General features: G+C 60.4%; 16 protein-coding genes. 9 read left to right on the plus strand and 7 right to left on the minus strand.

Translation table 11 applies throughout. The annotated features are described in order from the left end of the window. Positions 1 to 70: 70 nt before the first annotated feature. The 3 genes from ngg to mnmC all read right to left on the minus strand — a co-directional run bounded on the left by ngg (position 71) and on the right by mnmC (position 5789). Positions 71 to 1816 carry an N-acetylglutaminylglutamine synthetase gene (gene ngg / locus BK667_RS18835; RefSeq protein ID WP_123598530.1) on the minus strand — a complete coding sequence of 582 codons (1746 nt, stop codon included), beginning with the start codon at positions 1814 to 1816 and terminating at the stop codon, positions 71 to 73. 3 nt (positions 1817 to 1819) lie between these two features. Continuing rightward, positions 1820 to 3592, minus strand: a complete 1773-nt coding sequence (locus BK667_RS18840) for an N-acetylglutaminylglutamine amidotransferase (protein WP_123510092.1) — start codon at positions 3590 to 3592, stop codon at positions 1820 to 1822. A 217-nt stretch (positions 3593 to 3809) separates the two neighbouring features. Then, positions 3810 to 5789, minus strand: coding sequence for a bifunctional tRNA (5-methylaminomethyl-2-thiouridine)(34)-methyltransferase MnmC2/FAD-dependent 5-carboxymethylaminomethyl-2-thiouridine(34) oxidoreductase MnmC1 (mnmC, locus tag BK667_RS18845; RefSeq protein WP_123598531.1), 1980 nt, complete (start codon positions 5787 to 5789; stop codon positions 3810 to 3812). Between the two features lie 339 nt (positions 5790 to 6128). Between mnmC and pap the strand changes: the two genes are divergently transcribed. Together pap and BK667_RS18855 are read left to right on the plus strand one after the other, a co-directional pair. Next, positions 6129 to 7643: a polyphosphate:AMP phosphotransferase gene (gene pap, locus BK667_RS18850; protein WP_123510094.1), complete on the plus strand. Its 1515-nt coding sequence runs from the start codon at positions 6129 to 6131 to the stop codon at positions 7641 to 7643. Between the two features lie 102 nt (positions 7644 to 7745). Beyond that, positions 7746 to 8930, plus strand: coding sequence for a thiolase family protein (locus tag BK667_RS18855; RefSeq protein ID WP_123598532.1), 1185 nt, complete (start codon positions 7746 to 7748; stop codon positions 8928 to 8930). A gap of 112 nt (positions 8931 to 9042) precedes the next feature. Here the strand turns inward: BK667_RS18855 and BK667_RS18860 are convergent, their stop codons facing one another. Further along, entirely contained in the window at positions 9043 to 9237 is a 195-nt protein-coding gene (locus tag BK667_RS18860; RefSeq protein ID WP_123598533.1) for a DUF6316 family protein, read from the minus strand. Positions 9238 to 9447: 210 nt separating this feature from the next. Here BK667_RS18860 and BK667_RS18865 point away from each other — a divergent pair, with 210 nt between their 5' ends. Further along, on the plus strand, positions 9448 to 10401 hold the full coding sequence (locus tag BK667_RS18865; RefSeq protein ID WP_123598534.1) for a DMT family transporter: 954 nt from the start codon (positions 9448 to 9450) through the stop codon (positions 10399 to 10401). Positions 10402 to 10532: 131 nt separating this feature from the next. On the opposite strand, the gene BK667_RS18875 is transcribed toward BK667_RS18865, so the two are convergent. Continuing rightward, entirely contained in the window at positions 10533 to 11927 is a 1395-nt protein-coding gene (locus BK667_RS18875) for a class II fumarate hydratase (RefSeq protein ID WP_123598535.1), read from the minus strand. A gap of 192 nt (positions 11928 to 12119) precedes the next feature. Between BK667_RS18875 and BK667_RS18880 the strand changes: the two genes are divergently transcribed. The 5 genes from BK667_RS18880 to BK667_RS18900 all read left to right on the plus strand — a co-directional run bounded on the left by BK667_RS18880 (position 12120) and on the right by BK667_RS18900 (position 16544). Next, complete coding sequence (locus BK667_RS18880; RefSeq protein WP_123510105.1) at positions 12120 to 12653, plus strand: DUF2059 domain-containing protein; 534 nt, start codon at positions 12120 to 12122, stop codon at positions 12651 to 12653. A 12-nt stretch (positions 12654 to 12665) separates the two neighbouring features. Further along, positions 12666 to 12965: a BolA family protein gene (locus BK667_RS18885; RefSeq protein WP_123510107.1), complete on the plus strand. Its 300-nt coding sequence runs from the start codon at positions 12666 to 12668 to the stop codon at positions 12963 to 12965. 184 nt (positions 12966 to 13149) lie between these two features. After that, entirely contained in the window at positions 13150 to 14091 is a 942-nt protein-coding gene (gene trhO / locus BK667_RS18890; protein ID WP_123510109.1) for an oxygen-dependent tRNA uridine(34) hydroxylase TrhO, read from the plus strand. A 40-nt stretch (positions 14092 to 14131) separates the two neighbouring features. Beyond that, positions 14132 to 14734 (plus strand): DsbA family protein, encoded by a 603-nt coding sequence (locus tag BK667_RS18895; RefSeq protein WP_185058248.1) that lies wholly within the window; start codon positions 14132 to 14134, stop codon positions 14732 to 14734. After that, positions 14727 to 16544: an ABC transporter ATP-binding protein gene (locus BK667_RS18900; RefSeq protein ID WP_123598536.1), complete on the plus strand. Its 1818-nt coding sequence runs from the start codon at positions 14727 to 14729 to the stop codon at positions 16542 to 16544. The genes BK667_RS18895 and BK667_RS18900 overlap by 8 nt, the downstream gene beginning before the upstream one ends. A 1-nt stretch (position 16545) precedes the next feature. On the opposite strand, the gene BK667_RS18905 is transcribed toward BK667_RS18900, so the two are convergent. Both BK667_RS18905 and BK667_RS33610 read right to left on the minus strand, forming a co-directional pair. Further along, positions 16546 to 19797 carry a deaminase domain-containing protein gene (locus tag BK667_RS18905; RefSeq protein ID WP_259698109.1) on the minus strand — a complete coding sequence of 1084 codons (3252 nt, stop codon included), beginning with the start codon at positions 19795 to 19797 and terminating at the stop codon, positions 16546 to 16548. A 24-nt stretch (positions 19798 to 19821) separates the two neighbouring features. Further along, the gene (locus BK667_RS33610; protein ID WP_259698110.1) at positions 19822 to 20745 is read right to left on the minus strand and encodes a hypothetical protein; all 924 of its coding nucleotides are present in this window, start codon (positions 20743 to 20745) and stop codon (positions 19822 to 19824) included. 280 nt (positions 20746 to 21025) lie between these two features. Here BK667_RS33610 and BK667_RS18910 point away from each other — a divergent pair, with 280 nt between their 5' ends. Further along, positions 21026 to 23485 (plus strand): EAL domain-containing protein, encoded by a 2460-nt coding sequence (locus tag BK667_RS18910; protein WP_123510117.1) that lies wholly within the window; start codon positions 21026 to 21028, stop codon positions 23483 to 23485. The last annotated feature ends 7 nt before the right edge of the window (positions 23486 to 23492 follow it).

Genomic DNA, 23492 nt, shown 5'->3' on the forward strand with positions numbered 1-23492 from the left:
CCCAAGAGCGGACGCGGAGCGTCCGAGGAGTCATTCCCACGCAGAGCGTGGGAACGATCATGAAGGGGGTTTAAACCGCCGGCTGACTATGCGGAAACAACAAATCCACAAAGCGCTCCGCCGTCGGTTGCGGTTCATGGTTGGCCAGGCCGGCGCGTTCATTGGCTTCGATAAACACATACTCCGGCTGGTCGGCGGCCTGCACCATCAGGTCGAGCCCGACCATCGGGATATCCAGCGCCCGCGCCGCGCGCACGGCGGCATCCACCAGGGTCGGGTGCAGGATCGCGGTGACATCTTCAAGCACACCGCCCGTATGAAGATTCGCCGTACGCCGTACGAACAGATGCTCGCCGGCCGGCAGAATGCTGTTGTAGTCGTAACCCGCCGCCTGCAACGTGCGCTGGGTTTCGTGGTCCAGCGGAATCTTGCTTTCACCGCTGGTGGCTGCCTGACGGCGTCGGCTCTGGGCTTCGATCAGCGCACCGATGGAATGCTGACCGTCACCGACGACCTCCGCCGGCCGGCGAATCGCCGCAGCGACCACCTCGAAACCAATCACCACGATCCGCAGATCCAGGCCTTCGTGGAAGCTTTCCAGCAAGACTCGCGAGTCGAACTTGCGCGCCGCTTCGATGGCCTGCTGGACTTCTTCAATGGTGCGCAAATCCACCGCCACACCCTGGCCCTGCTCGCCGTCCAGCGGTTTGACCACCACCCGTTCGTGCTCGTCGAGAAATGCCAGGTTGTCGTCGCCGTTGCCCGCCAATTGCTGTGAAGGCAAGTTCAGGCCAGCGGCTTTCAGCACCTTATGGGTCAGGCTCTTGTCCTGGCACAGGCTCATGCTGATGGCGCTGGTCAGGTCACTAAGGGATTCGCGGCAACGCACCCGGCGCCCGCCATGACTGAGGGTAAACATCCCGGCGTCCGCATCATCGACCTGCACATCAATGCCGCGACGATGGGCTTCCTCGACGATGATCCGCGCATAAGGATTGAACTCCGCCTCCGGCCCCGGCCCAAGGAACAACGGCTGATTGATGCCGTTCTTGCGCTTGATGGCGAAGGTCGAGAGGTTACGAAAACCGAGCTTGGCGTAGAGACTCTTCGCCTGGCGGTTGTCGTGCAATACCGACAGGTCCAGGTAACTCAGCCCACGGCTCATGAAATGCTCGATCAAATGCCGCACCAGCACTTCGCCGACACCGGGCCGCGAGCAATGCGGGTCAACCGCCAGGCACCAGAGGCTGCTGCCGTTTTCCGGGTCGTTGTAGGCCTTGTGATGATTGAGGCCCATGACACTGCCGATGATCGCGCCGCTGTCTTCGTCCTCGGCCAGCCAATACACCGGGCCGCCCATATGACGCGGGGTCAGCAATGACGCATCGATCGGCAACATGCCGCGCGCCTGATACAGCAGATTGATCGCCTGCCAATCGGCTTCGCTCTGGGCCCGGCGAATCCGGAAGCCGCGAAACACCCGGGTCGACTGGCGGTAATCGCTGAACCACAGGCGCAAGGTGTCGGACGGATCAAGAAACAACTGCGCCGGTTCCAGCCCCAGCACTTGCTGGGGCGCGGCGACGTACAAAGCGATGTCGCGCTCGCCGGGCTGCTCGTTGAGCAACTCCTGGGCGATGCTTGCCGCATCAGGAAAGGTATGCCCGATCAGCAACCGGCCCCAACCGCAATGCACCGCAATCGGCGCGGCATTCAATTCGCTGCCGTCTTCGGCCAGGCGCGCCTGCAAGCGTTCATAGGAGGGTGACTGACCGCGCAACAAGCGTTGGCTGTATGCCGTGGCGTGGGGTTTCATCGATCAGATTCCTTGTTCACTGAGCCACAGGTTCAGTGCCGCCAATTGCCACAGCTTGGAGCCGCGCAACGGGGTCAACTGGCCTTGCGGGTCGGTCAGCAGGCGGTCGAGCATGGCCGGGTTGAACAGGCCGCGATCCTGGCTTGGATCGAGCAGCAGTTCGCGCACCCAGTTCAGCGTATCGCCCTGCAAATGCTTGAGGCCAGGCACCGGGAAGTAACCTTTTTTGCGGTCGATCACTTCGCTTGGAATGACCAGTCGCGCGGCTTCTTTCAGCACCTGTTTACCGCCATCCGGCAGTTTGAACTTGCCCGGCACCCGGGCCGACAATTCCACCAGGCGATAGTCGAGAAACGGCGTACGCGCTTCCAGGCCCCAGGCCATGGTCATGTTGTCGACGCGTTTGACCGGGTCGTCCACCAGCATGATCGTGCTGTCCAGACGCAGGGCTTTGTCCACCGCCGCATCGGCGCCGGGTTGTGCGAAATGTTCCTTCACGAAGTCACCGGCGGCGTCATTCGCCGTCAGCCATTTCGGCTGCACGGTGGCGGCATAGTCTTCGTAGCTGCGGTCGAAAAACGCATCGCGATACGCCGCATACGGATCGGCGGCGCCGTCCACTTGCGGATACCAGTGATAACCGGCGAATAACTCGTCCGCGCCCTGGCCGCTCTGCACCACTTTGCAGTGCTTGGCGACTTCCCGGGACAACAGATAAAAGGCGATGCAGTCATGGCTGACCATCGGCTCGCTCATGGCGCGGAACGCTGCGGGCAGTTGCTCGATGATTTCGCTTTCCTGGATCCGCAGTTGATGGTGCTGCGTGTTGTAGTGCTTGGCGATCAGGTCCGAATACTGGAATTCGTCCCCACGCTCGCCGCCGGCATCCTGGAAACCGATGGAAAAGGTCGAGAGGTTTTCGACGCCGACTTCACGCAGCAGACCGACCAACATGCTCGAATCGACGCCGCCGGACAGCAACACGCCGACATCGACGGCCGCACGTTGACGGATGGCGACGGCATCGCGGGTGCTGTCGAGCACGCGGTCACGCCAGTCTTCCAGGGTCAGGTTCAGCTCATCGGCGTGGGGGCCGTAGGGCAGGGTCCACCAGGTTTTCTGCTCGGTGGTGCCATCGGCTTCGATGCGCATCCAGGTCGCGGGCGGCAGTTTTTCGATGCCGGCGATCAAGGTGCGCGGGGCCGGGACCACCGCGTGGAAATTCAAGTAATGGTTGAGCGCCACCGGGTCGAGCATCGGGCTGATATCGCCGCCCTTAAGCAGCGCCGGCAACGCCGAGGCAAAGCGCAAACGCTGGCCGGTGCGCGACAGGTACAACGGCTTGACGCCGAGGCGGTCGCGGGCGAGGAACAGGCGCTTGGCGTCGCGCTCCCAAATCGCGAAGGCGAACATGCCATTGAGCTTGGGCAGCAGTGCTTCGCCCCAGGCGTGATAGCCCTTGAGCAGCACTTCGGTGTCGCCGCCGGAATAGAAGGCATAACCGAGCGCTTCAAGCTCGGTGCGCAGTTCCGGAAAGTTGTAGATCGCGCCGTTGAAGGCCAGGGACAAGCCCAATTGGTTGTCGATCATCGGCTGCGCCGAGCCGTCCGACAGGTCCATGATTTTCAGGCGCCGATGGCCCAGGGCAATCGGCCCCTGGCTGTGGAAGCCCCACGCATCCGGGCCGCGAGGGGCCAGGTGATGGGTGATTCGTTCAACGGCCGCGAGGTCCGCAGGTTGTTGATCAAAGCGTAACTCGCCAGCTAATCCGCACATAAAGTCCTTACCGGTTTTTCCGTTGGGGAGGGTCAATCATTTCCGCGCCAAAACGGCGGGTACTCTGAAACTGACCCGGTGACTTGGCGGGAGTTTTAGATCGATCGGTTATAAGCAGCGGGGCGAGGATATTGCGGGTGACAGGCACAACGTCAGGTGTGCCCGGTGGTAGAGCGTTATACGAAGGCTGAAAGTGACGGCTCGAAGCCGTGCCGGATCAGACTCCGCGAATCAACCGGCGCAGGGCAAAGCGGTTCGGATGACAAGCCTCGGCCACACTGCGCGGCAGGGGCAGCGGTTCGTTTTCCAGCCAGGACGCCAGCAATTCGCCGGACAACGGCGCGGTGATCAACCCCCGGGAACCGTGACCGCTGTTGACGTACAAACCGTCGAGCCATGGGCACGGGACGTCCGGCACCTGTCGCGCGTCCTTGCTCAGGGCGGCATAGGCCTGGTTGAACGCCTGGCCATCGGCGAGCGGCCCGACGATAGGCAAGTAGTCGGGGCTGGTGCAACGGAACGCCGCGCGGCCCTGGAGGCGCTCCGGGTCCAGTTGATCGGCGTGCAGGCGGGTGACCAGATCGCTGGAGATTTCTTCCAGCAGTTGCAGGTTGCCCAGGTGTTCGGCGGTGGTCGGTGTCAGGTCATCGCTGGTGAAATCGAAACTGGCTCCCAAGGTGTGTTCGCCCAGGCGCGCCGGTGCCACGTAACCTTCGGCGCAGACCACCGTGGCCAGACCTTCGCTCCCGGTGGTTTGCGCCAGTCGGGTGATTTGCCCGCGAATGCGTTTGAGCGGCAGATCGGCGCTTTGCGCGAAACGTTTGATCTCGGCAGCGCCGGCCAGCACCACCACCGGGGCGCTGGCGAGCAGGGTGTCGCCGTCCCAGGCCTGCCACTGGTCATCGACCTTGCGCAGCTCCAGCACATCGCGATGGGTCAGCAATTGAACGTTGGGCTGCGAAGCCTGCCACTGACATAGCGCCGGCGGATGCACCCAGCCACCCTCGGGATAGAACAAACCGCCATGGGCCAGTCCAATGCCGGCCCGTGCCTCGGCTTGCGCTTGATCCAGTACGTGCAGCAGATCTGCAGGAAACGCCGCCGCCAGTTGCGCCTGACGCTCGGCTTCCTTGGCATTGAACGCCAGTTGCAATACACCGCAGCCGTCCCAGTCCACACCGCGATGCAACTGTTCAAGCACCCGTCGGGTATGGCCGAAACCGCTGACAATCAATTGCGACAACGCAGTGCCGTGGGCCGACAGCTTGAGGTACAGCACGCCTTGAGGATTGCCCGAGGCTTCCTGGGCGATATCGGCATGACGCTCCATCAAACTCACCTGCCAGCCCCGTGCCGCGAGACTGGCCGCACTGGCGCAACCCGCCAGGCCTGCGCCGATGACCAGGGCGCGGCGCTCACCGTTATAAGGCGCAGGGCGAGTGAACCAAGGTTTGGCAGGCATCGGTGCCGCTACGTCGGCGGGCCAACCGAGAAACGCGCCGCGCAGGATTTCCCATTTGTGGCCGATGCCCGGCGTGCGCTTCATTTTGAAGCCCGCCGCGTTGAGCAGCCGACGGACCCAACCGGTGCTGGTAAAAGTACTGATGGTGGAATCCGGGGCGGCCAGGCGCGCCAGTTCGGCGAACAGCTCGGCGGTCCACATGTCGGGGTTTTTCACCGGGGCGAAACCGTCGAGAAACCACGCATCGATCTGCGCGTCCAGTTGCGGCAATTGCTCCAGCGCATCGCCGATCAGCAAGGTCAGGGTCACCCGGCCGTTATCCAGCACCAGGCGTTGAAAGCCCTGATGGATCGCCACGTACTGGGCCAGCAATTGATCGGCGAGTGGCTTGAGTTCCGGCCACAGCGCCAGCGCCCGTTTCAGGTCCGGGGCGGTCAGCGGGTACTTTTCCACGCTGACAAAATGCAACCGAGCACCGGCCACGGCTTGCTCTTCGAACAGTTGCCAGGCGCAGAGGAAATTCAATCCGGTGCCAAAACCGGTCTCGCCAATCACCAATCGACCGTCGGCGGGCAACGCGGCAAAACGTTCCTTCAGGCGGTTTTGTTCGATGAACACGTAGCGGGTTTCGTCCAACCCGGACAGGTCGGAAAAATACACATCATCGAACACCCGCGAATACGGGCGTCCCTGGTCGTCCCAGTCGAGCTGGGCGTTGGGCAATTCGGGGTTCATGGCAGGCTCGGTGACGGCAAGGCGGGCATTCTAGCTGATCGGTGGGGCGGCGCTTGATCCATGGCAGGTTTCGATGGCTTTGCATCAGACAGAATCTGGCGCCGCGGTTGAAGGCTTTTGTGGCGAGGGGGCTTGCCCCCGTTCGGCTGCGAAGCAGTCGTAATATCAGCAAACTTGGTTTACCTGACAAACGTGTTGCCAGGTTTGGGGGCCGCTTCGCAGCCCAACGGGGGCAAGCCCCCTCGCCACAAAAGCCATAAGCCTTACGACACACGGAATTTCTCTGATGCCCATCAGGTCAATCCGCTAGTCTTGCTCAATCTTGGAACGGAGCCGCCCATGTTCGAATCTGCCGAAATCGGTCACGCCATCGACAAAGAAACCTACGACGCCGAAGTACCGATCCTGCGTGAAGCCTTGCTCGAAGCGCAGTTCGAACTTCAGCAGCAGCAACGTTTCCCGGTGATCATTTTGATCAATGGCATCGAAGGCGCCGGCAAGGGCGAGACGGTCAAGTTGCTCAACGAATGGATGGACCCGCGCCTGATTGAGGTGCGCACCTTCGACCAGCAGACCGACGAAGAACTGGCCCGGCCACCGGCCTGGCGCTACTGGCGAATGCTTCCGGCCAAGGGCCGCATGGGGATTTTCTTCGGCAACTGGTACAGCCAGATGCTCCAGGGCCGCGTCCATGGCGACTTCAAAAATGCGGTGCTGGACCAAGCGATCAACCAGTCCGAGCGTTTCGAAAAAATGCTCTGTGACGAAGGCGCGCTGATCTTCAAGTTCTGGTTCCACCTCTCCAAGCAGCAAATGAAGGCGCGCCTCAAGGCGCTGGCCGATGATCCGTTGCACAGTTGGCGCATCAGCCCGCTGGATTGGCAGCAGTCGCAAACCTACGACAAATTCGTCAAATACGGCGAGCGGGTATTGCGCCGCACCAGCCGCGACTACGCACCCTGGCATGTGATCGAAGGCGTCGACCCGCACTACCGCAGCCTGACCGTTGGCCAAATCCTGCTTGAAGGGCTGCAAAGTGCCTTGAAACGGCCCGAGATCCATCCCGACAAGGTCAATGCGGCGCCACTGCCGACCCATATCGATCAAATGAATGTGCTCGACAGCCTGGATTTGACCCAGCGTCTGGAGAAGGACGATTACGAAGAACAGCTGATTACCGAGCAGGCGCGGTTCTCTGGCCTGATGCGCGATAAACGCATGCGTCAGCACGCGTTGGTGGCGGTGTTTGAAGGCAATGATGCGGCGGGCAAGGGCGGGGCGATTCGACGGGTGGCGGCAGCGCTCGACCCACGGCAATACAGCATCGTGCCGATTGCCGCGCCCACCGAGGAAGAACGGGCGCAACCCTATCTGTGGCGCTTCTGGCGACACCTTCCGGCCAAGGGCAAGTTCACCGTGTTCGACCGTTCCTGGTACGGCCGGGTGCTGGTGGAGCGCATCGAAGGTTTCTGTCCGCCGGCGGATTGGCTGCGGGCTTACAGCGAGATCAACGATTTCGAAGAGCAAATCTCCGAGTCCCACGTCATCGTGGTCAAATTCTGGCTGGCCATCGACAAGCAGACGCAACTGGAGCGCTTCCAGGCTCGGGAGGACATCCCCTTCAAACGCTTCAAGATCACCGAAGACGACTGGCGCAACCGCGACAAGTGGGACGCGTATCGCGCCGCCGTCGGTGACATGGTCGATCGCACCAGCACCGAGATCTCGCCCTGGACCCTGGTGGAAGCCAACGACAAGCGCTGGGCGCGGGTGAAAGTGTTGCGCACGATTAACCGGGCGCTGGAAGAGGCGTTCGAAAAGGCCGACAAGAAGGCCAAGAAGCACAAGAAGTGAAACGATGGTTGCGCATACGCGAGGTGAATGATTGTCGCGGTCGGTAATGGGGTGGACTTATGCTCGGTCCACTCCCAACCGACAACAACAATGAGGTATGCCATGCGTGAAGTGGTGATCGTCGACAGCGTACGGACCGGCCTGGCCAAATCCTTTCGCGGCAAGTTCAATCAGACCCGCCCGGACGACATGGCGGCTCACTGCGTCAATGCGCTGCTCACCCGCAACGACATCGACCCGGCCAGCGTCGAGGATTGCATTGTCGGCGCCGGCTCCAACGAAGGCGCCCAGGGTTACAACATCGGGCGCAATGTCGCGGTGCTCTCGCACCTGGGCATCGGCACCGCCGGCATGACCCTCAACCGTTTCTGCTCCTCGGGCCTGCAAGCCATCGCGATTGCCGCCAACCAGATTGCCTCGGGTTGCAGCGACATCATCGTTGCCGGTGGCGTCGAATCCATCAGCCTGACCATGAAAAGCGTCAACACTGACAACCTGATCAACCCGTTGCTCAAGGAACAGGTGCCGGGCATCTATTTCCCGATGGGCCAGACTGCTGAAATCGTCGCCCGACGCTACAACGTCAGCCGTGAAGAACAGGATCTCTACGCGCTGCAAAGTCAGCAACGCACGGGTCAGGCCCAGGCTACCGGGTTGTTTGACGACGAAATCGTGCCGATGGCGGTCAGGTACCGGGTCGAAGACAAGGCCACCGGTCAGGTGCAGATCCTCGACGGCATTGTCGATCGCGACGACTGCAACCGCCCGGACACCACCCTGCAAAGCCTCGCCGGTTTGAAACCGGTGTTCGCCGAGGACGGTTCGGTGACGGCGGGTAACTCGTCGCAGTTGTCGGACGGGGCGTCCATGACCCTGGTGATGAGCCTGGAAAAAGCCCTGGAATTGGGACTCAAGCCCAAGGCGTTTTTCCGTGGTTTCACCGTCGCCGGTTGTGCGCCGGATGAAATGGGCATCGGCCCGGTGTTCTCGGTGCCCAAGTTGCTCAAGGCCAAGGGTTTGCAGATTGCCGATATCGATTTGTGGGAACTCAACGAAGCGTTCGCGTCCCAGTGCCTGTACAGCCGTAATCGACTGGAAATCGATAACGCGAAGTACAACGTCAATGGCGGGTCGATTTCCATTGGGCATCCGTTTGGCATGACCGGATCGCGGCAGGTGGGGCATATCGTGCGGGAGTTACAGCGGCGCAATCTGCGTTACGGCGTGGTGACCATGTGCGTGGGGGGCGGGATGGGGGCTACGGGGTTGTTTGAGGCGGTGCGTTAAACCACAAGATTTGTGGCGACGATTAGATTGCTTTCGCGGGCAAGCCTCGCTCCTACAGGAGATCGCATTCCCCTGTAGGAGCGAGGCTTGCCCGCGAATGGGGCCCCGCGGTCTATTGGTTTTTACTCTGAAGCTGCATCCGCTCGATATAGGCCTCTATCTCCCGCGCCGCTACTTCGGGGTTGTCAAACGGCCCCTCGAGGGTGTTTTCCCGGGTGCTGAAATACAACTCCCCGTTCACACGACACATCCGGTCACTGCGAAAGTGCGTGGCGGGGGCGTGGTCCTGGGCGCGCATGCCGTACATGGCGGTCTCCTGTGGGATGGTCTCGTCTGCGGATCCAATGAGCTTAGATCTGAAGTACTTGCGGCGCCTGGTCAACTGATCGACGGCACTGCGTCAATTTAGCGTTGCGACCTGCACAGTTTCATTCGCGGCCAGCTCGCAACTGTCCCTGTGTGCCACACGGCGCTGAGCCTAGAATGGCGATTCTCGCCACTGGGCTTTGGGGTCGGCATGCATATTTCATCGGGTCGCTGGGTTTACGGTCTGTTCCTGGCGTTGCTGACGGCGCTGCTGTGGGGCATTTTGCCGATCAAGCTCAAGCAAGTGCTGGAGGTGATGGACCCGGTGACGGTGACCTGGTTTCGCCTGTCGGTATCCGGCGGTTGCCTGTTCCTGTATCTGGCGGCGACCCAGCGTCTGCCGAGCCGCAAAGTGCTCGGCCCCAAGGGTGGCTGGCTGGTGCTGATGGCGGTGCTCGGGCTGGTGGGCAATTACGTGCTGTACCTGATGGGCCTGAACCTGCTCAGCCCCGGCACTGCGCAACTGGTGGTGCAGATGGGGCCGATCATGTTGCTGATCGCCAGCCTGTTTGTGTTCAAGGAGCGATTCAGCGTGGGGCAGGGGATTGGCCTGCTGGTGTTGCTGATCGGTTTCGGACTGTTTTTCAATCAGCGCCTGAGTGAGTTGCTCACTTCCCTGACGGATTACACCGCCGGCGTGTTGATGGTGCTGGCGGCGTCCACGGTCTGGGCCTTTTACGCCCTGGGCCAGAAGCAATTGCTGACGGTGTGGAATTCGTTGCAGGTGATGATGGTGATCTACCTGTTCTGCGCGCTGCTGCTGACGCCGTGGGTGCATCCACTGGAAGCGCTGAACCTGAGCCCTCGGCAAGGCTGGCTGCTGCTGGCGTGCTGCATGAACACACTGGTCGCCTATGGCGCATTTGCCGAAGCGTTGGCGCACTGGGAGGCTTCGCGGGTCAGTGCGACGTTGGCGATTACGCCGTTGGTGACGTTTGTTGCAGTGGCCGTGGCGGCGTGGGCGTGGCCGGAATATGTGCACGCCGAGACGATCAATGGCTTGGGTTATGGCGGGGCGGTGTTGGTGGTGCTGGGGTCGGCGCTGGTGGCGTTGGGGCCTTCGTTGATGGCGGGGCTCAGGGCTCGGCGTTTAAGGATGGCCTGAAGATGATCGTTCCCACGCTCTGCGTGGGAATGCCTCACTGGACGCTCTGCGTCCGCTTCAAAAGGGACGCGGAGCGTCCCGGGCTGCATTCCCACGCGGAGCGTGGGAACGATCATCTGTCACCGCAAATCTCAGCCTTTGGCGCCCGCTTCCAGCATATTCTCCGGTCGCACCCACGCATCAAACTGCTCGTCGGTCAGATAACCCAGTTGCAACGCCGCCTCGCGCAAGGTCAGCCCTTCGCCGTAAGCCTTCTTGGCAATTTCCGCCGACTTGTCGTAGCCAATGTGCGGGTTCAACGCGGTCACCAGCATCAAGCCACGTTCCAGGTGTTCCGCCATTTTCTCGGCATCCGGTTCCAGCCCGGCGATGCAATGCTGCTGGAAGTTGCTGCAGCCATCGGCCAGCAGGCGAATCGACTGCAGCAGATTGTGGATGATCACCGGTTTGAACACGTTCAATTGCAGATGACCCTGACTCGCGGCAAAGCCAATCGCCACGTCGTTGCCCATCACCTGGCACGCCAGCATCGACAGGGCTTCGCACTGGGTCGGATTGACCTTGCCGGGCATGATCGAACTGCCGGGTTCGTTGGCCGGCAGCTTCACTTCGGCGAATCCGGCGCGTGGCCCGGAGCCGAGCAGACGCAAGTCGTTGGCGATTTTCATCAGGGTCACGGCCAGGGTTTTCAGCGCGCCTGACAGTGTGGTCAGCGGTTCATGGCCGGCGAGGGCGGCGAATTTGTTTGGCGCGGTGACGAACGGCAGGCCGGAGAGTGCCGCCAGTTCAGCGGCGATGGCCTCACCAAAGCCGTGGGGCGAGTTCAACCCGGTACCAACCGCCGTGCCGCCCTGGGCCAGTTCACAGACTTGGGGCAGGGCGCTGCGGATCGCCCGTTCGGCGTAATCCAGTTGCGCGATAAACGCGGACAGCTCCTGGCCGAAGGTGATCGGCGTCGCATCCATCATGTGGGTGCGGCCGGTCTTGACCAGTTTCATGTGCCGCGCCGACAGCTCGGCCAGCCCGCCCGACAATTCGCTGATCGCCGGTAGCAAGTGCTGCTGCACCGCCTGAACGGTGGCAATGTGCATGGCGGTGGGGAAGCAATCGTTGGAGCTCTGGGAGCGGTTGACGTGATCGTTGGGGTGCACCGGCGACTTGCCGCCGCGGGCGTTGCCGGCCAGTTCGTTGGCGCGACCGGCGATCACTTCGTTGACGTTCATGTTGCTCTGGGTGCCGCTGCCGGTCTGCCAGACCACCAGCGGGAACTGGTCGTCATGGCTGCCGTCGAGCACTTCGTCGGCGGCTTGTTCGATCAGCCGGGCGATGTCGGCCGGCAGGTCGCCATTGCGGTCATTGACCCGGGCCGCGGCTTTCTTGATCAGCGCCAGGGCGTGCAGGACCGCCAGGGGCATACGTTCCTGACCGATGGCGAAGTTGATCAGCGAGCGTTGGGTCTGAGCGCCCCAGTAGGCCTCGTCCGGGACGTCCACTTCACCAAGGCTGTCGGTTTCGATACGGCTCATCGGTCACACTCCTGAATGTCTGATTGCGCAGTTTAGGCCGTGTTCGGCCATTGTGGTTCCATCAGTCTGTTTTTTGACCACCGGGCCTTACAAATCAAGGCCTGTAAGGGTTGGGGGTTGAGCCATGGCGTTTTTTAGGCGCAGAATGGTCGCCCTTGGGGTTTTACCTCGCCTGCTAGAAAAGGAAACTCGATGACTCGTCTTCGTGCCATCTGTACCGCGGTTGCACTGGTTTGCGCCAGCGGCCAGGTTTTTGCCGATACCGCCAGCCACAACGCCAGTGCCGAAGCTTTCCTGACCCTGGCGCACGCTGACAAATTGGGCACTCCGGTGTACATGCAAGTGCAGCAAATGTTCGCTCAGCGCTTTGAACAGACCAAAGCCCCTGAATCGAAAAAAGCCCTGCTGGAAACCTACCAGGCCAAGGCCAACGCCGCTCTGGACCAAGCCATTGGCTGGAACAAGCTGAAACCTGACATGGTCAAGCTCTACACCACCAACTTCAGCGAATCCGAGCTCAAGGACCTGGTTGCGTTCTACCAGTCGCCACTGGGCAAGAAAGTCCTCGAAAAAATGCCGCAGCTGACCCAGCAATCGGCCCAGATGACCCAGGCCAAGCTCGAAAGCGCCGTGCCAGTGGTCAACAAACTGTTGGCTGACATGACCAATGAGCTGGATCCTAAAGGCGCCGCTGCTGCTCCTGCTCCTGCCAAGAAAAAGCCTTAAGCGGAGTCGGGTATGACCATGCAACAACGCATCGAATCGACGCTGGGGCTGTTGCAGCCCGAGCACCTGCAAGTGCTGGATGAAAGCCACATGCACAGCCGTGGGTTGCAAACCCACTTCAAGGCCGTGGTGGTCAGCCAGCAGTTCGAAGGGCTCAATCGCGTCAAGCGCCACCAGAAGGTCTACGGCACGCTGGGCGAGCTGATGGGTGAGTTTCATGCGTTGGCGCTGCATACCTACACGCCTGAAGAATGGGCACAGATGGATGCGGCTCCGGCCTCACCGACCTGTGCTGGCGGCAGCTCGCATTGATGTCCTGCCACCTGTAGGAGCAAGGCTTGCCCGCGATGGCGTCCTCAAGATCGCTATCGCGGGCAAGCCTTGCTCCTACAGGGAGCGTTATTTTTGCTAGAATCCGCAACGCGCCGCTCACCCGGCGCGTTTTTTTTCGCATCCGGTTCACCCCTTACGAGGGTAGCCACCTGGAGAATCACCCATGACACAACAGATTGTCGTGGCGGCACTGTATAAGTTCGTCACCCTGGAAAACTACGTCGAAATGCGCGAGCCATTGCTGCAAGCGATGGTCGACAACGGCATCAAAGGCACCCTGTTGATCGCCGAAGAAGGCATCAACGGCACCGTGTCCGGCAGTCGCGAAGGCATCGACGGGCTGATGGCCTGGCTCAAGAACGACCCGCGCATGGACGATATCGACCACAAAGAATCGTACTGCGACGACCAGCCGTTCTACCGCACCAAGGTCAAGCTCAAGAAAGAAATCGTCACCCTTGGCGTTGACGGCGTGGACCCGAACAAAACCGTTGGCACCTACGTCGATCCGCAAAACTGGAACGCGCTGATCAGCGACCCGCAAGTGCTGTTGATCGATACCCGCAACGATTACGAAGTCGCGATCGGCACCTTTGAAGGCGCCATCGATCCGAAAACCACCAGTTTTCGCGAATTCCCCGACTACATCAAAGAACACTTCGACCCGGCCGTGCACAAGAAAGTCGCGATGTTCTGCACCGGTGGCATTCGCTGCGAAAAGGCTTCGAGCTTCATGCTCAGCCAAGGCTTCGATGAGGTCTATCACCTCAAGGGCGGGATTCTGAAGTACCTCGAAGAGGTGCCGCAGGAAGAAACCAAGTGGCAGGGCGACTGCTTCGTGTTCGACAACCGCGTGACCGTGCGCCACGACTTGAGCGAAGGCGACTACGATCAGTGTCATGCCTGTCGTACACCGATCAGCGCCTCCGACCGTGCATCCGAGCACTACGTGGCTGGCATCAGTTGCCCGCATTGCTGGGATAAGCTGAGCGAGAAAACCCGTCGCAGTGCCATCGATCGGCAGAAGCAGATCGAACTGGCCAAGGCGCGCAACTTGCCGCACCCGATCGGTTACAACTACAAGCAAACCCCTTCCGAGGCTTGAATCCATGTCTGCTCGCCGCCTGCTCTATGTGATGGACCCGATGTGTTCCTGGTGCTGGGGTTTCGCGCCGGTGGCCGAAGCGCTGGTCGAGCAGGCACAGGCAGCGGGTGTGGAGTTGCATCTGGTGGTGGGCGGTTTGCGCACCGGCAGTGGCTCGGCCCTGGAGCCGACCACCCGGCGCTACATTCTTGAGCACTGGCAGGCGGTCACCGAGGCTACCGGCCAACCGTTCAAGACTGAAGGCGCGTTACCTGACGGCTTTGTCTACGACACCGAACCCGCCTGTCGGGCGCTGGTGACGGCGCGCAGCCTGGCGCCGGATTGCGCCTGGAAACTGCTCGGGCTGATTCAGCATGCGTTCTATGCCGAAGGCCGCGACGTCACCCACGCCAGTGTGCTGGTGGAGTTGGCGGAGCAGGCCGGGTTGCCGCGCATCGAGTTCGCCGCGGCGTTCGACCGCGCCGATCAGCACGCCGCGACCGCCGCCGATTTCACCTGGGTCCAGGACCTCGGCATCGCCGGGTTCCCGACCTTGCTGGCCGAGCGCGATGGGCAACTGGCGCTGCTGACCAATGGCTATCAACCCTTGAGTGTCCTGTCACCGCTGCTCGGCCGCTGGCTGGAGCGCGCTGCCTGTGCATGATCTGCCCGATGATGCACCGGCAACCCCGCGTGTCGATCGACTGAGCTGGGCGGAAATCCGCCGACTGGCCCTGCATCACAAAAAATCCCTGTGGATCGCCAACGGCGTGGCCGTGCTGGCGACGTTGTGCAGTGTGCCTATCCCGCTGCTGCTGCCATTGCTGGTGGACGAAGTGCTGCTGGGCCACGGCGACTCCGCGTTGAAAGTCATGAACCACGCGCTGCCCGATGTCTGGCAGAAAGCCGCCGGCTACATCGGCCTGATGCTGCTGGTGACCTTCGTCCTGCGCTGTGGCGCGTTGCTGTTCAACGTGGTCCAGGCCAAGTTGTTCGCGGCGCTGGCCAAGGACATCGTCTACCGCATTCGCGTGCGCCTGATCGAGCGGCTCAAGCGCATCTCCCTCGGCGAATACGAAAGCCTGGGCAGCGGCACGGTGACCACGCATCTGGTCACCGACCTCGATACCCTGGACAAATTCGTCGGCGAAACCCTCAGCCGTTTCCTCGTGGCCATGCTGACCCTGGTCGGCACCGCGAGCATTCTGGTGTGGATGCACTGGAAACTGGCGCTGCTGATCATGCTGTTCAACCCGCTGGTGATCTACGCCACGGTGCAGCTGGGCAAACGGGTCAAGCACCTGAAGAAACTCGAGAACGACAGCACCTCGCGCTTCACCCAGGCGTTGACCGAAACCCTCGATTCGATCCAGGAAGTGCGCGCCGGCAACCGCCAGGGCTTTTTCCTCGGACGTCTCGGCCAACGGGCCCGGGAAGTGCGGGATTATGCGGTCAACTCGCAGTGGAAAACCGATGCGTCGAACCGCGCCAGCGGTTTGCTGTTCCAGTTCGGCATCGATATTTTCCGCGCCGCAGCGATGCTCACCGTGCTGTTTTCCGACCTGTCCATTGGCCAGATGCTCGCGGTGTTCAGCTACCTGTGGTTCATGATCGGTCCGGTCGAGCAGTTGCTGAACCTGCAATACGCCTACTACGCCGCCGGTGGTGCGCTGTCGCGGATTAACGAGTTGCTGGCCCGTGCCGATGAGCCGCAATACACCGGTGGTGTCGATCCGTTCCAGGGCCGCAACACCGTGGGGATCGACGTTCAGGGCCTGAGTTTCAGTTATGGCGATGAGCTGGTGCTGGACCAAATGAATCTGACCATCGCCCCCGGTGAAAAAGTCGCGATTGTCGGTGCTAGCGGTGGCGGAAAAAGCACCCTGGTGCAGTTGCTGCTGGGCTTGTACACGCCGCTGGCCGGGACGATTCGCTTCGGTGGCGCCACGCAAGAAGAGATCGGCCTGGAAACCGTACGGGAAAATGTCGCGGTGGTGCTGCAACATCCGGCGCTGTTCAACGACACCATTCGCGCGAACCTGACCATGGGCCGCGAACGCAGCGACGACGCCTGTTGGCAGGCCCTGGAAATCGCCCAACTCGATGCAACTGTTCGCGGGTTGCCCCAAGGCCTGGACAGCGTGGTCGGCCGCTCCGGCGTGCGCCTGTCCGGCGGCCAGCGCCAACGCCTGGCCATCGCCCGGATGGTGCTGGCCCAGCCCAAAGTGGTGATCCTCGACGAAGCCACCTCGGCGCTGGACGCCGCCACCGAATACAACCTGCACGAGGCGCTCGCGCGATTCCTCAGCGAACGCACCACACTGATCATTGCCCACCGGTTGTCAGCGGTGAAGCAGGCTGACCGCGTGCTGGTGTTCGATGGCGGGCGCATCGCCGAGGATGGCGACCATCAGCAACTGATTGCCGATGGTGGGTTGTACGCCAAGCTTTATGGGCATTTGCAGCAGTTGTAGGTTATCTCCACGTTACCTGCAGGCCGTCCTTACTACCGTCGTAGGCAAACTGCTTCATCACCACCGAACATGAATCACAGGGCGCCATGGTCGTCGCGACATTGACCGACTTGATGGACTCGCGATCCGGGTACTTTTCGCGAATCACCCTGATCAGCTTGCTTTCACTGTCCAGTGACGTTGGTGCGCCGGTTATGTCCGGGTTATAGGTATCGATATTCTTGATGGTGTGCGGTACGGCGAGCACCTTGCTGTCGCTGGTCACGTTCAGAGCGGTGCGGGGGAAAACCTTGTCGGCGTCGATGTTGAAATACGTGGTGTTGCCGACCGTCACCTGATTTACCCCCGGGTTGCTCTTGAACAGCGGCAGATACCCTGTGGTGCCCTGAGCTCCTGAGACACTGACATAGATTTCCTTCGCACCATTGGCGGTGGTGACTTCGGCATAGGCAATGTTTCTGGGTTTTTGCGAGCGTTCACGATAGGGGATCTTGTGGTGCAGCTTTCTCATCGTTTCGTCGATCTTCAATGCGCTGTCGGCGTTTTTTGGCTTGATCGTGGCTTCCTGGAACAGCGTGTCGAAGATGTCCACGGTCCTTTGCCGCAGATCTTCGGGTGCCACTTTGCTGCGAGACCAGGACTTGGCGCCTTCCGGCAACTGGCTGACGATCATGCGTGATTTGTGATCGAACAGAATCGCCTCTCCCGGTGAGGTGTCGACCTTCAACCACTTGAGAGTATCCGGCGGATTAACCGGTCCGCCGATCGGAATGGCGATTTCGTCCATGGTTTTCATCGCTCGTTCCACGGCCTCAGTGCCATAGATCCGCGCCATGTTGTTGGCGTTGAGGGAGCCGGTGTAAACCACCTTCAACTCATCGATTGGGGCATCGGTCGCGGTGCTGGCCTTCTTGAAGATCAGCGGGTCGTACTTGCTTTGTCCTTTCAAGCGTTCGGCGACATAAAAATCCCCGGCGTCGAGGCGGGTGAAAACGTAATGTTTCGATCCGTCCATGGCCTCCACAATAGTGGCGCCTACATCAAGGTTATCGACCAATTCCTGCTCGGGAACCGGAATGCTGACTTTGACCCGCCCGTAAATCCCCTTTTGAAACTCCATCGATGCGGTGAGGGAGTCGTGTGCAGCCATCGCTTTTGTCGTCATCGGTGTCCTGCCGGTCGCGGGGGTGTAAATGCTGTCGCCGAACCATGGCGCCCAGCCTTTGGTGTCGTCAAAGCTGCCGATATCCGGGGTGGGGGCAGGGTCGCGGGTGACGTAGGCGGTTCGGCACAGATTGCTCCCGCCAGGGGCACGACGTAGGCGGCAGGGGATTTTTTTGAAGCCCCTGTCATCAATCAGATCAGCACGACGCAGCGTATCGCCGTCCAGTCGGTAAGGCACGTCGTCAATCAGCATCGTGGTGCGGCCATCGATTTCGAGTATTTCCCGGACATGGCTTTTATCCGAGAGCTCAACGAGCAGGTGGCTGTCGGTTTTTTCCAGGGTGCTGTAGGACGATCGGCCAGGGGCAAGCGCGCTGGCCCTTGTGCTCAATCGCGGACCATAGGCCTTGGCTGAGTTGGGGTCGACCAGATGATAGAGGGGTTTATCCGGCGTTGAGACATTACGCACCGGTACGTCGTCAATCCCTTTCACCGTGGACAACTGATCACCGTTCGATATCGGCTTCCAGCGCCCGGGCTCAATCAGCTGGGGCAGGCCTTTTACGAGGTGGTATTGATCGGCGTGGCCCGCCAGGCTTTTCAGCGCTCGAAAGCCGGTTTTGCCGGCCAACACGGTGAGCTTGCCGCCCCCGGTCAAGACTGATTTGAGCAACGTCGGTATGCCGTCCAGCGGGTTGAGGTTTTGCAGCGTCGACACCAGCAATTTTCGGGTCAGTGTCGAGAAGGACGGCAGTGAGGCCTGCGTGCCGATTCTGCCGGCCGTGGCCGCCACTTTGATCAACCTCGCCGAACCGGAGATGAATTTACCCATGGGGTAAAGGAACGAAGCCAGGTCGACCACGAGGCCCAGCGCGCCTGCGAATATCTTGTTCTTGTCCCCCGACATCAAGTCTTCGATGCTGCTCCAGAACGGCACGAAGGATTTGATGAAGCTCAGTTTTCTTTCGAATTCTTCATCTATTTCGTCGAATCGGGTTCTGCCACGGGCTGCGGTATACAGCAGTTTTTCGTCCTGGTAGAGAAAGTTGGAAACGATGAAATCGGCGACTTCCTTCTGGCGAGGCGATGACAAGGGCGGCAGGTCGATGAGCGTTCTGGTGGCGGTGGGTAACGTATCGCCTACTTGATCGAGTATGGCGTTGCAGTGTTTTCCCTCAACCGGTGCAGTGCCTTTGGCGTGGGCCGACCAATCAAAGGGCAGGCGCCTGGCGCGTAGAACCGTGACGTTGGTCTTGGCACCGAAGCCCTCATTGTCGTGGGTGTTCGTAGACTCAACGCCACCCTCCATGCTGGCGTCGATATCCGGTCGGCGACGGATAACGCCGGCCTGGGGCAAGACTTCGTAGTAAAACACGTCCTGCCGAAGGCTGACCTCAAGGACAAACCCTGCCCTGGCTCGCAACGGGAGGGTTATTTGCGCCGTTTCATCTTCCTTGCTCACGCCCTGTGTGACTTGTCGCAAGCTCAGTAACCGGATTTTGCCCTGTTCCACGGCTTGGCGATCTGCCTGTGGCAGCGAAGCCAACAGGCTGATGATCAAGGTTCGGTAGGCGCTTTTGATCGAAATCAAATGGCGTTTGAAGGATGTCTCGAACGTTTCTCCTACATCAGGGAGACTTTTTCCATTAGGGAAGAACCCGAACTTTGCGGGTTGGGTGGAATCGTCGAAAACACTACCGCCGCGAAGCTCGATCCTGCGCTCGTCATCGATGCGAATCCATCTGGCGCCTGTCGATTTGCCGTCGGCGTCGGTGATCATCCATTTTTTGCCATTAGCCAACTTGCCCGTGACGTAGAGATCCAGAAAACTGAAGGCAACAACCCTCGGGTTTTTCAGCAGCGGCACTTTGACCGTGCCGCCACCGCTGCCGTCTGTGTCTTCCAGTACCAGTTTTCGTCCATCGCTGATGAAGGCTGTCCGGCCGAACAGCTTGGCCATCTCCAGTTTGGCCATGGCCATCCGGTCGGGAGTCGGGACAACTATTTGAGCGATCGCATTGCGCAAGGCTTCGCTGTGCTCGTCGAGTGCCTTTACCGCGCGTTCGATTTCGTCCTGGGTGTAATCCATGGCCTCATGCTCGGGGATGAGGCCTTAGGTGACCGCCCATTGCAGGGTCGGCAGCAGCCGTGCCAGGGCAATGGCTTGCAGCTTCTCGTCAGCGGCGTCCGTCGACAATGTGATTGGCAGGTCGACCAGTTGCTGAAACCCGAGCGGCGGGCTCGCCGGTGTTCCGGCGGATAACAGCACGCCCTGCATGAAATTCACCCAGACCACGGAGCTGCGGTAGCGCAGGTCGGCGGGGATGTTGCGTACCGAAAAATCCGGGGAGAGTTGCGTTTGATAGAGACGCGCCAGCAGTACGGCTTCATTGGCCGTGGCGACGCGTTGGGTCTTGCGCAGGTGGGCTTCGAATCGAGCATGAATGGCTTGATAGCTCAGCCCCCAGTGTTCGCGCTGTTGCCAGGCATAGCCGGCGATCTCTTGCGGGGCATCGGCGGAGGGGGCGTTCAGATAGAGGCGGATGGCTTTGCCCAGCAGTTGCGTGCGCACGGTCGGCGCAGCCTGTTCGCCGGGATTGGCGCCATACCATTGCAAGGCCCCGAGCAACTGGTCGGTGAGGGTCTGCGCTTTGGGCGAAGTGAGCAGTTTCTCCAGGTAGGCGGCCGGGGTGGCGCGTACGCGCTCCAGTGTCGCGCTGGCGAGTTCCGCATCGCCCAGGTAGCCCATCAAGGACGCCTTCGGCGGCAGGAAATTGCGCACGATGTCGACGATTTGTCCGTTGATTCGCCGGGTCACGAAGTCATCTAACGTCAGCGTCTCGGCGATGAGGGGTAGGTTTTTCTGAATGTTCTTGTACAGTTTTCGGTCCTGGGCGTTCACTGGACGTTTGAGGTTCTCGATGTCCAGGGCGTTATCAAGGCCCAATGCCTGGCTGGCACGGTGTTCTTCCCGTGCATCAAGGATGGATTGCGCCTCGGCAGGGGCGACGGTTTCGGCGGGTGGTATGGCTGACATAAATGATGTCCTTCACAAGTACTGGATCGAGCTGCAATTCAGCCGGCAGGCGGCGTGCAGTGGAGGTGCCCAGTAAAACGGCCGCGCACGCCGTCCGTGCGGTATATATGTATGCAAATCAACGTCACCCTGTAGGTCGCTGACCGCCGATGGGGCGGGGGCTGTCGTGATCGGAGCGAGCCTTGCATCCCGGACCTTGCGGGGATGGGGAACGCCTCCTAGTCTTGCGGGAGCGGTCGGATCTGGATGATGATCAGGCAGTACCTATGCAAGGGACCTCATGAAGCCAAAATGGACTCTCGGAACGCCACGATTGTTGGGCATCGTCTGGCCGTTTATCGCCGTCGTGCTGTTTCAAGCGTTGCTCGGCGGTGTCAGCCTGTATGTGCTGTCGGCGGTTCGTGGCTATGTGGCCGGCGAAAGCCTGTGGTCCAAGGGGCAGAAAGACGCCATCTATTACCTCAACCTCTACGCCGACAGCCGCGACGAGGCGATTTTTCTCAAATACCAGAACGCCATTGCCGTGCCCCAGGGCGGGCATGAGCTGCGCCTGGCCCTGGATAAGCAGCCGCCGGACCTCGACGCCGCGCGGGTGGGGATTCTCAAGGGAGGCAATCACCCGGACGACGCCTCAAGCCTGATCTGGCTGTACCTCAATTTTCGGCATTTCAGTTACCTGGAAAAAGCCATCGATCGCTGGACCGTGGGCGACGCTTATCTGGTGCAGCTCGATGACGTTGCTCGGGAGATGCACCAGCGCGTTGTCGACAATCAGGCCACCTCTGCCGACATCAAGCGCTGGAAGGATCGGATTTTTGCCATCAACGACGGGGTAACCCCGGTCGCGAAGGCGTTCAGCGATGCGCTGGGCGAGGGCTCGCGGGTGATCCTGCGCCTGTTGCTGGTGACCAACCTGGCCACGGCGCTGGGGTTGATCGTGCTGGCGTTGCTGCGCACCCACAAATTGCTCAAGCAGCGGCATGCCTTTGCCGAGGCCTTGCAACTGGAGAAGGACCGGGCGCAGATCACCTTGCAATCAATTGGCGATGGCGTGATCACCACGGACGTTGAAGGGGCGATTGCCTACATGAACCCGGCCGCCGAGGCCATGACCCACTGGAAAGCCGAGCAGGCCACCGGGTTGCCGCTGGCGGCGCTGTTCAATCTGCTGGACGAAAACGCCCAGGCCGACGGCTTTACCTTGATCGAACACATTTTGAGTGGCCAGCTCAGTGGCGGCAGCGAGCATTCCAAACTGATTCAGCGCCTGGATGGCAGCACGGTGTCGGTGACCCTGGTCGGCGCGCCCATCCGCAATGCCGGCAAGGTCAGCGGCACGGTGCTGGTGCTGCATGACATGACCCAGGAACGGCAATACATCGCCAACCTGTCCTGGCAGGCCACCCACGATGCCTTGACCGGATTGGCCAACCGCCGCGAGTTCGAATATCGCCTGGAGCAGGCGCTGCACAACCTGACGCGCCAGCCCGGGCGCCACGCCTTGATGTTCCTCGACCTGGACCAGTTCAAACTGGTCAACGACACCTGCGGCCACGCTGCGGGGGATGAGCTGCTGCGGCATATCTGCGCGTTGTTGCAATCCGGTCTGCGTGAAGGCGACACCCTGGCCAGGCTGGGCGGCGACGAGTTCGGCATCCTGTTGGAGAACTGTGCGCCGGAGCATGCGGAAAAAATCGCCGAGGTGCTGCGTCAGACCGTACAAAACCTGCACTTTGTGTGGAAGGGCCGGCCGTTCCTGACCACCGTCAGCATCGGCCTGGTGCACGTCGCGCAAACCCCGACCACCCTCGAATCCTCGCTGCGCGCCGCCGATATGGCCTGTTACATGGCCAAGGAAAAGGGCCGCAACCGGGTGCAGGTCTACCATGCCGACGACTCGGAACTGTCCCTGCGCTTCGGTGAAATGGCTTGGGTGCAACGCTTGCACATGGCGCTGGAGGAAAACCGCTTCTGCCTGTATGCCCAGGAAATCGCGCCTTTGGGGCATGTCGAACACGGTGGTGGGCACATCGAAATATTGCTGCGTCTGCATGACGAGGCCGGGCGCATGATTTTGCCTGACAGTTTTATTCCGGCCGCCGAGCGTTATGGCTTGATGACGTCGCTGGATCGCTGGGTAGTGGAAAACGTATTCAGAATCATTGCCCAATGTATTGCCGAACAACGCAAAGGCCCATTGGCCATGTGTGCGATTAATCTTTCAGGCATTACTATCGGAGATGAGGCGTTCCTGGACTTCCTGCGTGAACAGTTTGTTACTTACGCGATTCCTCCTGAAATGATTTGTTTTGAAATTACGGAAACCAGCGCTATTTCCAATTTGGGAAGCGCAATCAGATTTATTAATGAACTCAAAGGTTTAGGTTGCCACTTTTCACTTGATGACTTTTGCGCCGGAATGTCCTCGTTCGCTTACTTAAAACATTTACCTGTAGACTTCTTGAAGATCGACGGGAGTTTCGTAAAGGATATGCTGGACGACCCGATTAACCGCGCTATGGTCGAGGTGATTAACCACATCGGTCATGTCATGGGTAAGCGCACCATTGCCGAGTTTGTCGAGACACCCCAGATCGAGCAGGCATTGCTCGAAATCGGTGTGGATTACGCTCAAGGGTATGTCATAGAACGCCCGCAATTGTTTACCTGTGACAGTCTGCAAAGTCGTCCCGCCAGACCACAGCCTCTGTTATTCAAGGCGCCTGGCACGTTCCGTTGAAATCTCT

This window comes from Pseudomonas frederiksbergensis (assembly GCF_003732705.1).
GTDB lineage: Bacteria > Pseudomonadota > Gammaproteobacteria > Pseudomonadales > Pseudomonadaceae > Aquipseudomonas > Aquipseudomonas frederiksbergensis_F.

Bases quoted from the DNA above. Each gene is read 5' to 3' on its own strand.
- ngg (WP_123598530.1), bottom strand. From the start codon at position 1,816: ATGAAACCCCACGCCACGGCATACAGCCAACGCTTGTTGCGCGGTCAG.
- BK667_RS18840 (WP_123510092.1), bottom strand. From the start codon at position 3,592: ATGTGCGGATTAGCTGGCGAGTTACGCTTTGATCAACAACCTGCGGAC.
- mnmC (WP_123598531.1), bottom strand. From the start codon at position 5,789: ATGAACCCCGAATTGCCCAACGCCCAGCTCGACTGGGACGACCAGGGA.
- pap (WP_123510094.1), top strand. From the start codon at position 6,129: ATGTTCGAATCTGCCGAAATCGGTCACGCCATCGACAAAGAAACCTAC.
- BK667_RS18855 (WP_123598532.1), top strand. From the start codon at position 7,746: ATGCGTGAAGTGGTGATCGTCGACAGCGTACGGACCGGCCTGGCCAAA.
- BK667_RS18860 (WP_123598533.1), bottom strand. From the start codon at position 9,237: ATGTACGGCATGCGCGCCCAGGACCACGCCCCCGCCACGCACTTTCGC.
- BK667_RS18865 (WP_123598534.1), top strand. From the start codon at position 9,448: ATGCATATTTCATCGGGTCGCTGGGTTTACGGTCTGTTCCTGGCGTTG.
- BK667_RS18875 (WP_123598535.1), bottom strand. From the start codon at position 11,927: ATGAGCCGTATCGAAACCGACAGCCTTGGTGAAGTGGACGTCCCGGAC.
- BK667_RS18880 (WP_123510105.1), top strand. From the start codon at position 12,120: ATGACTCGTCTTCGTGCCATCTGTACCGCGGTTGCACTGGTTTGCGCC.
- BK667_RS18885 (WP_123510107.1), top strand. From the start codon at position 12,666: ATGACCATGCAACAACGCATCGAATCGACGCTGGGGCTGTTGCAGCCC.
- trhO (WP_123510109.1), top strand. From the start codon at position 13,150: ATGACACAACAGATTGTCGTGGCGGCACTGTATAAGTTCGTCACCCTG.
- BK667_RS18895 (WP_185058248.1), top strand. From the start codon at position 14,132: ATGTGTTCCTGGTGCTGGGGTTTCGCGCCGGTGGCCGAAGCGCTGGTC.
- BK667_RS18905 (WP_259698109.1), bottom strand. From the start codon at position 19,797: ATGGATTACACCCAGGACGAAATCGAACGCGCGGTAAAGGCACTCGAC.
- BK667_RS33610 (WP_259698110.1), bottom strand. From the start codon at position 20,745: ATGTCAGCCATACCACCCGCCGAAACCGTCGCCCCTGCCGAGGCGCAA.
- BK667_RS18910 (WP_123510117.1), top strand. From the start codon at position 21,026: ATGAAGCCAAAATGGACTCTCGGAACGCCACGATTGTTGGGCATCGTC.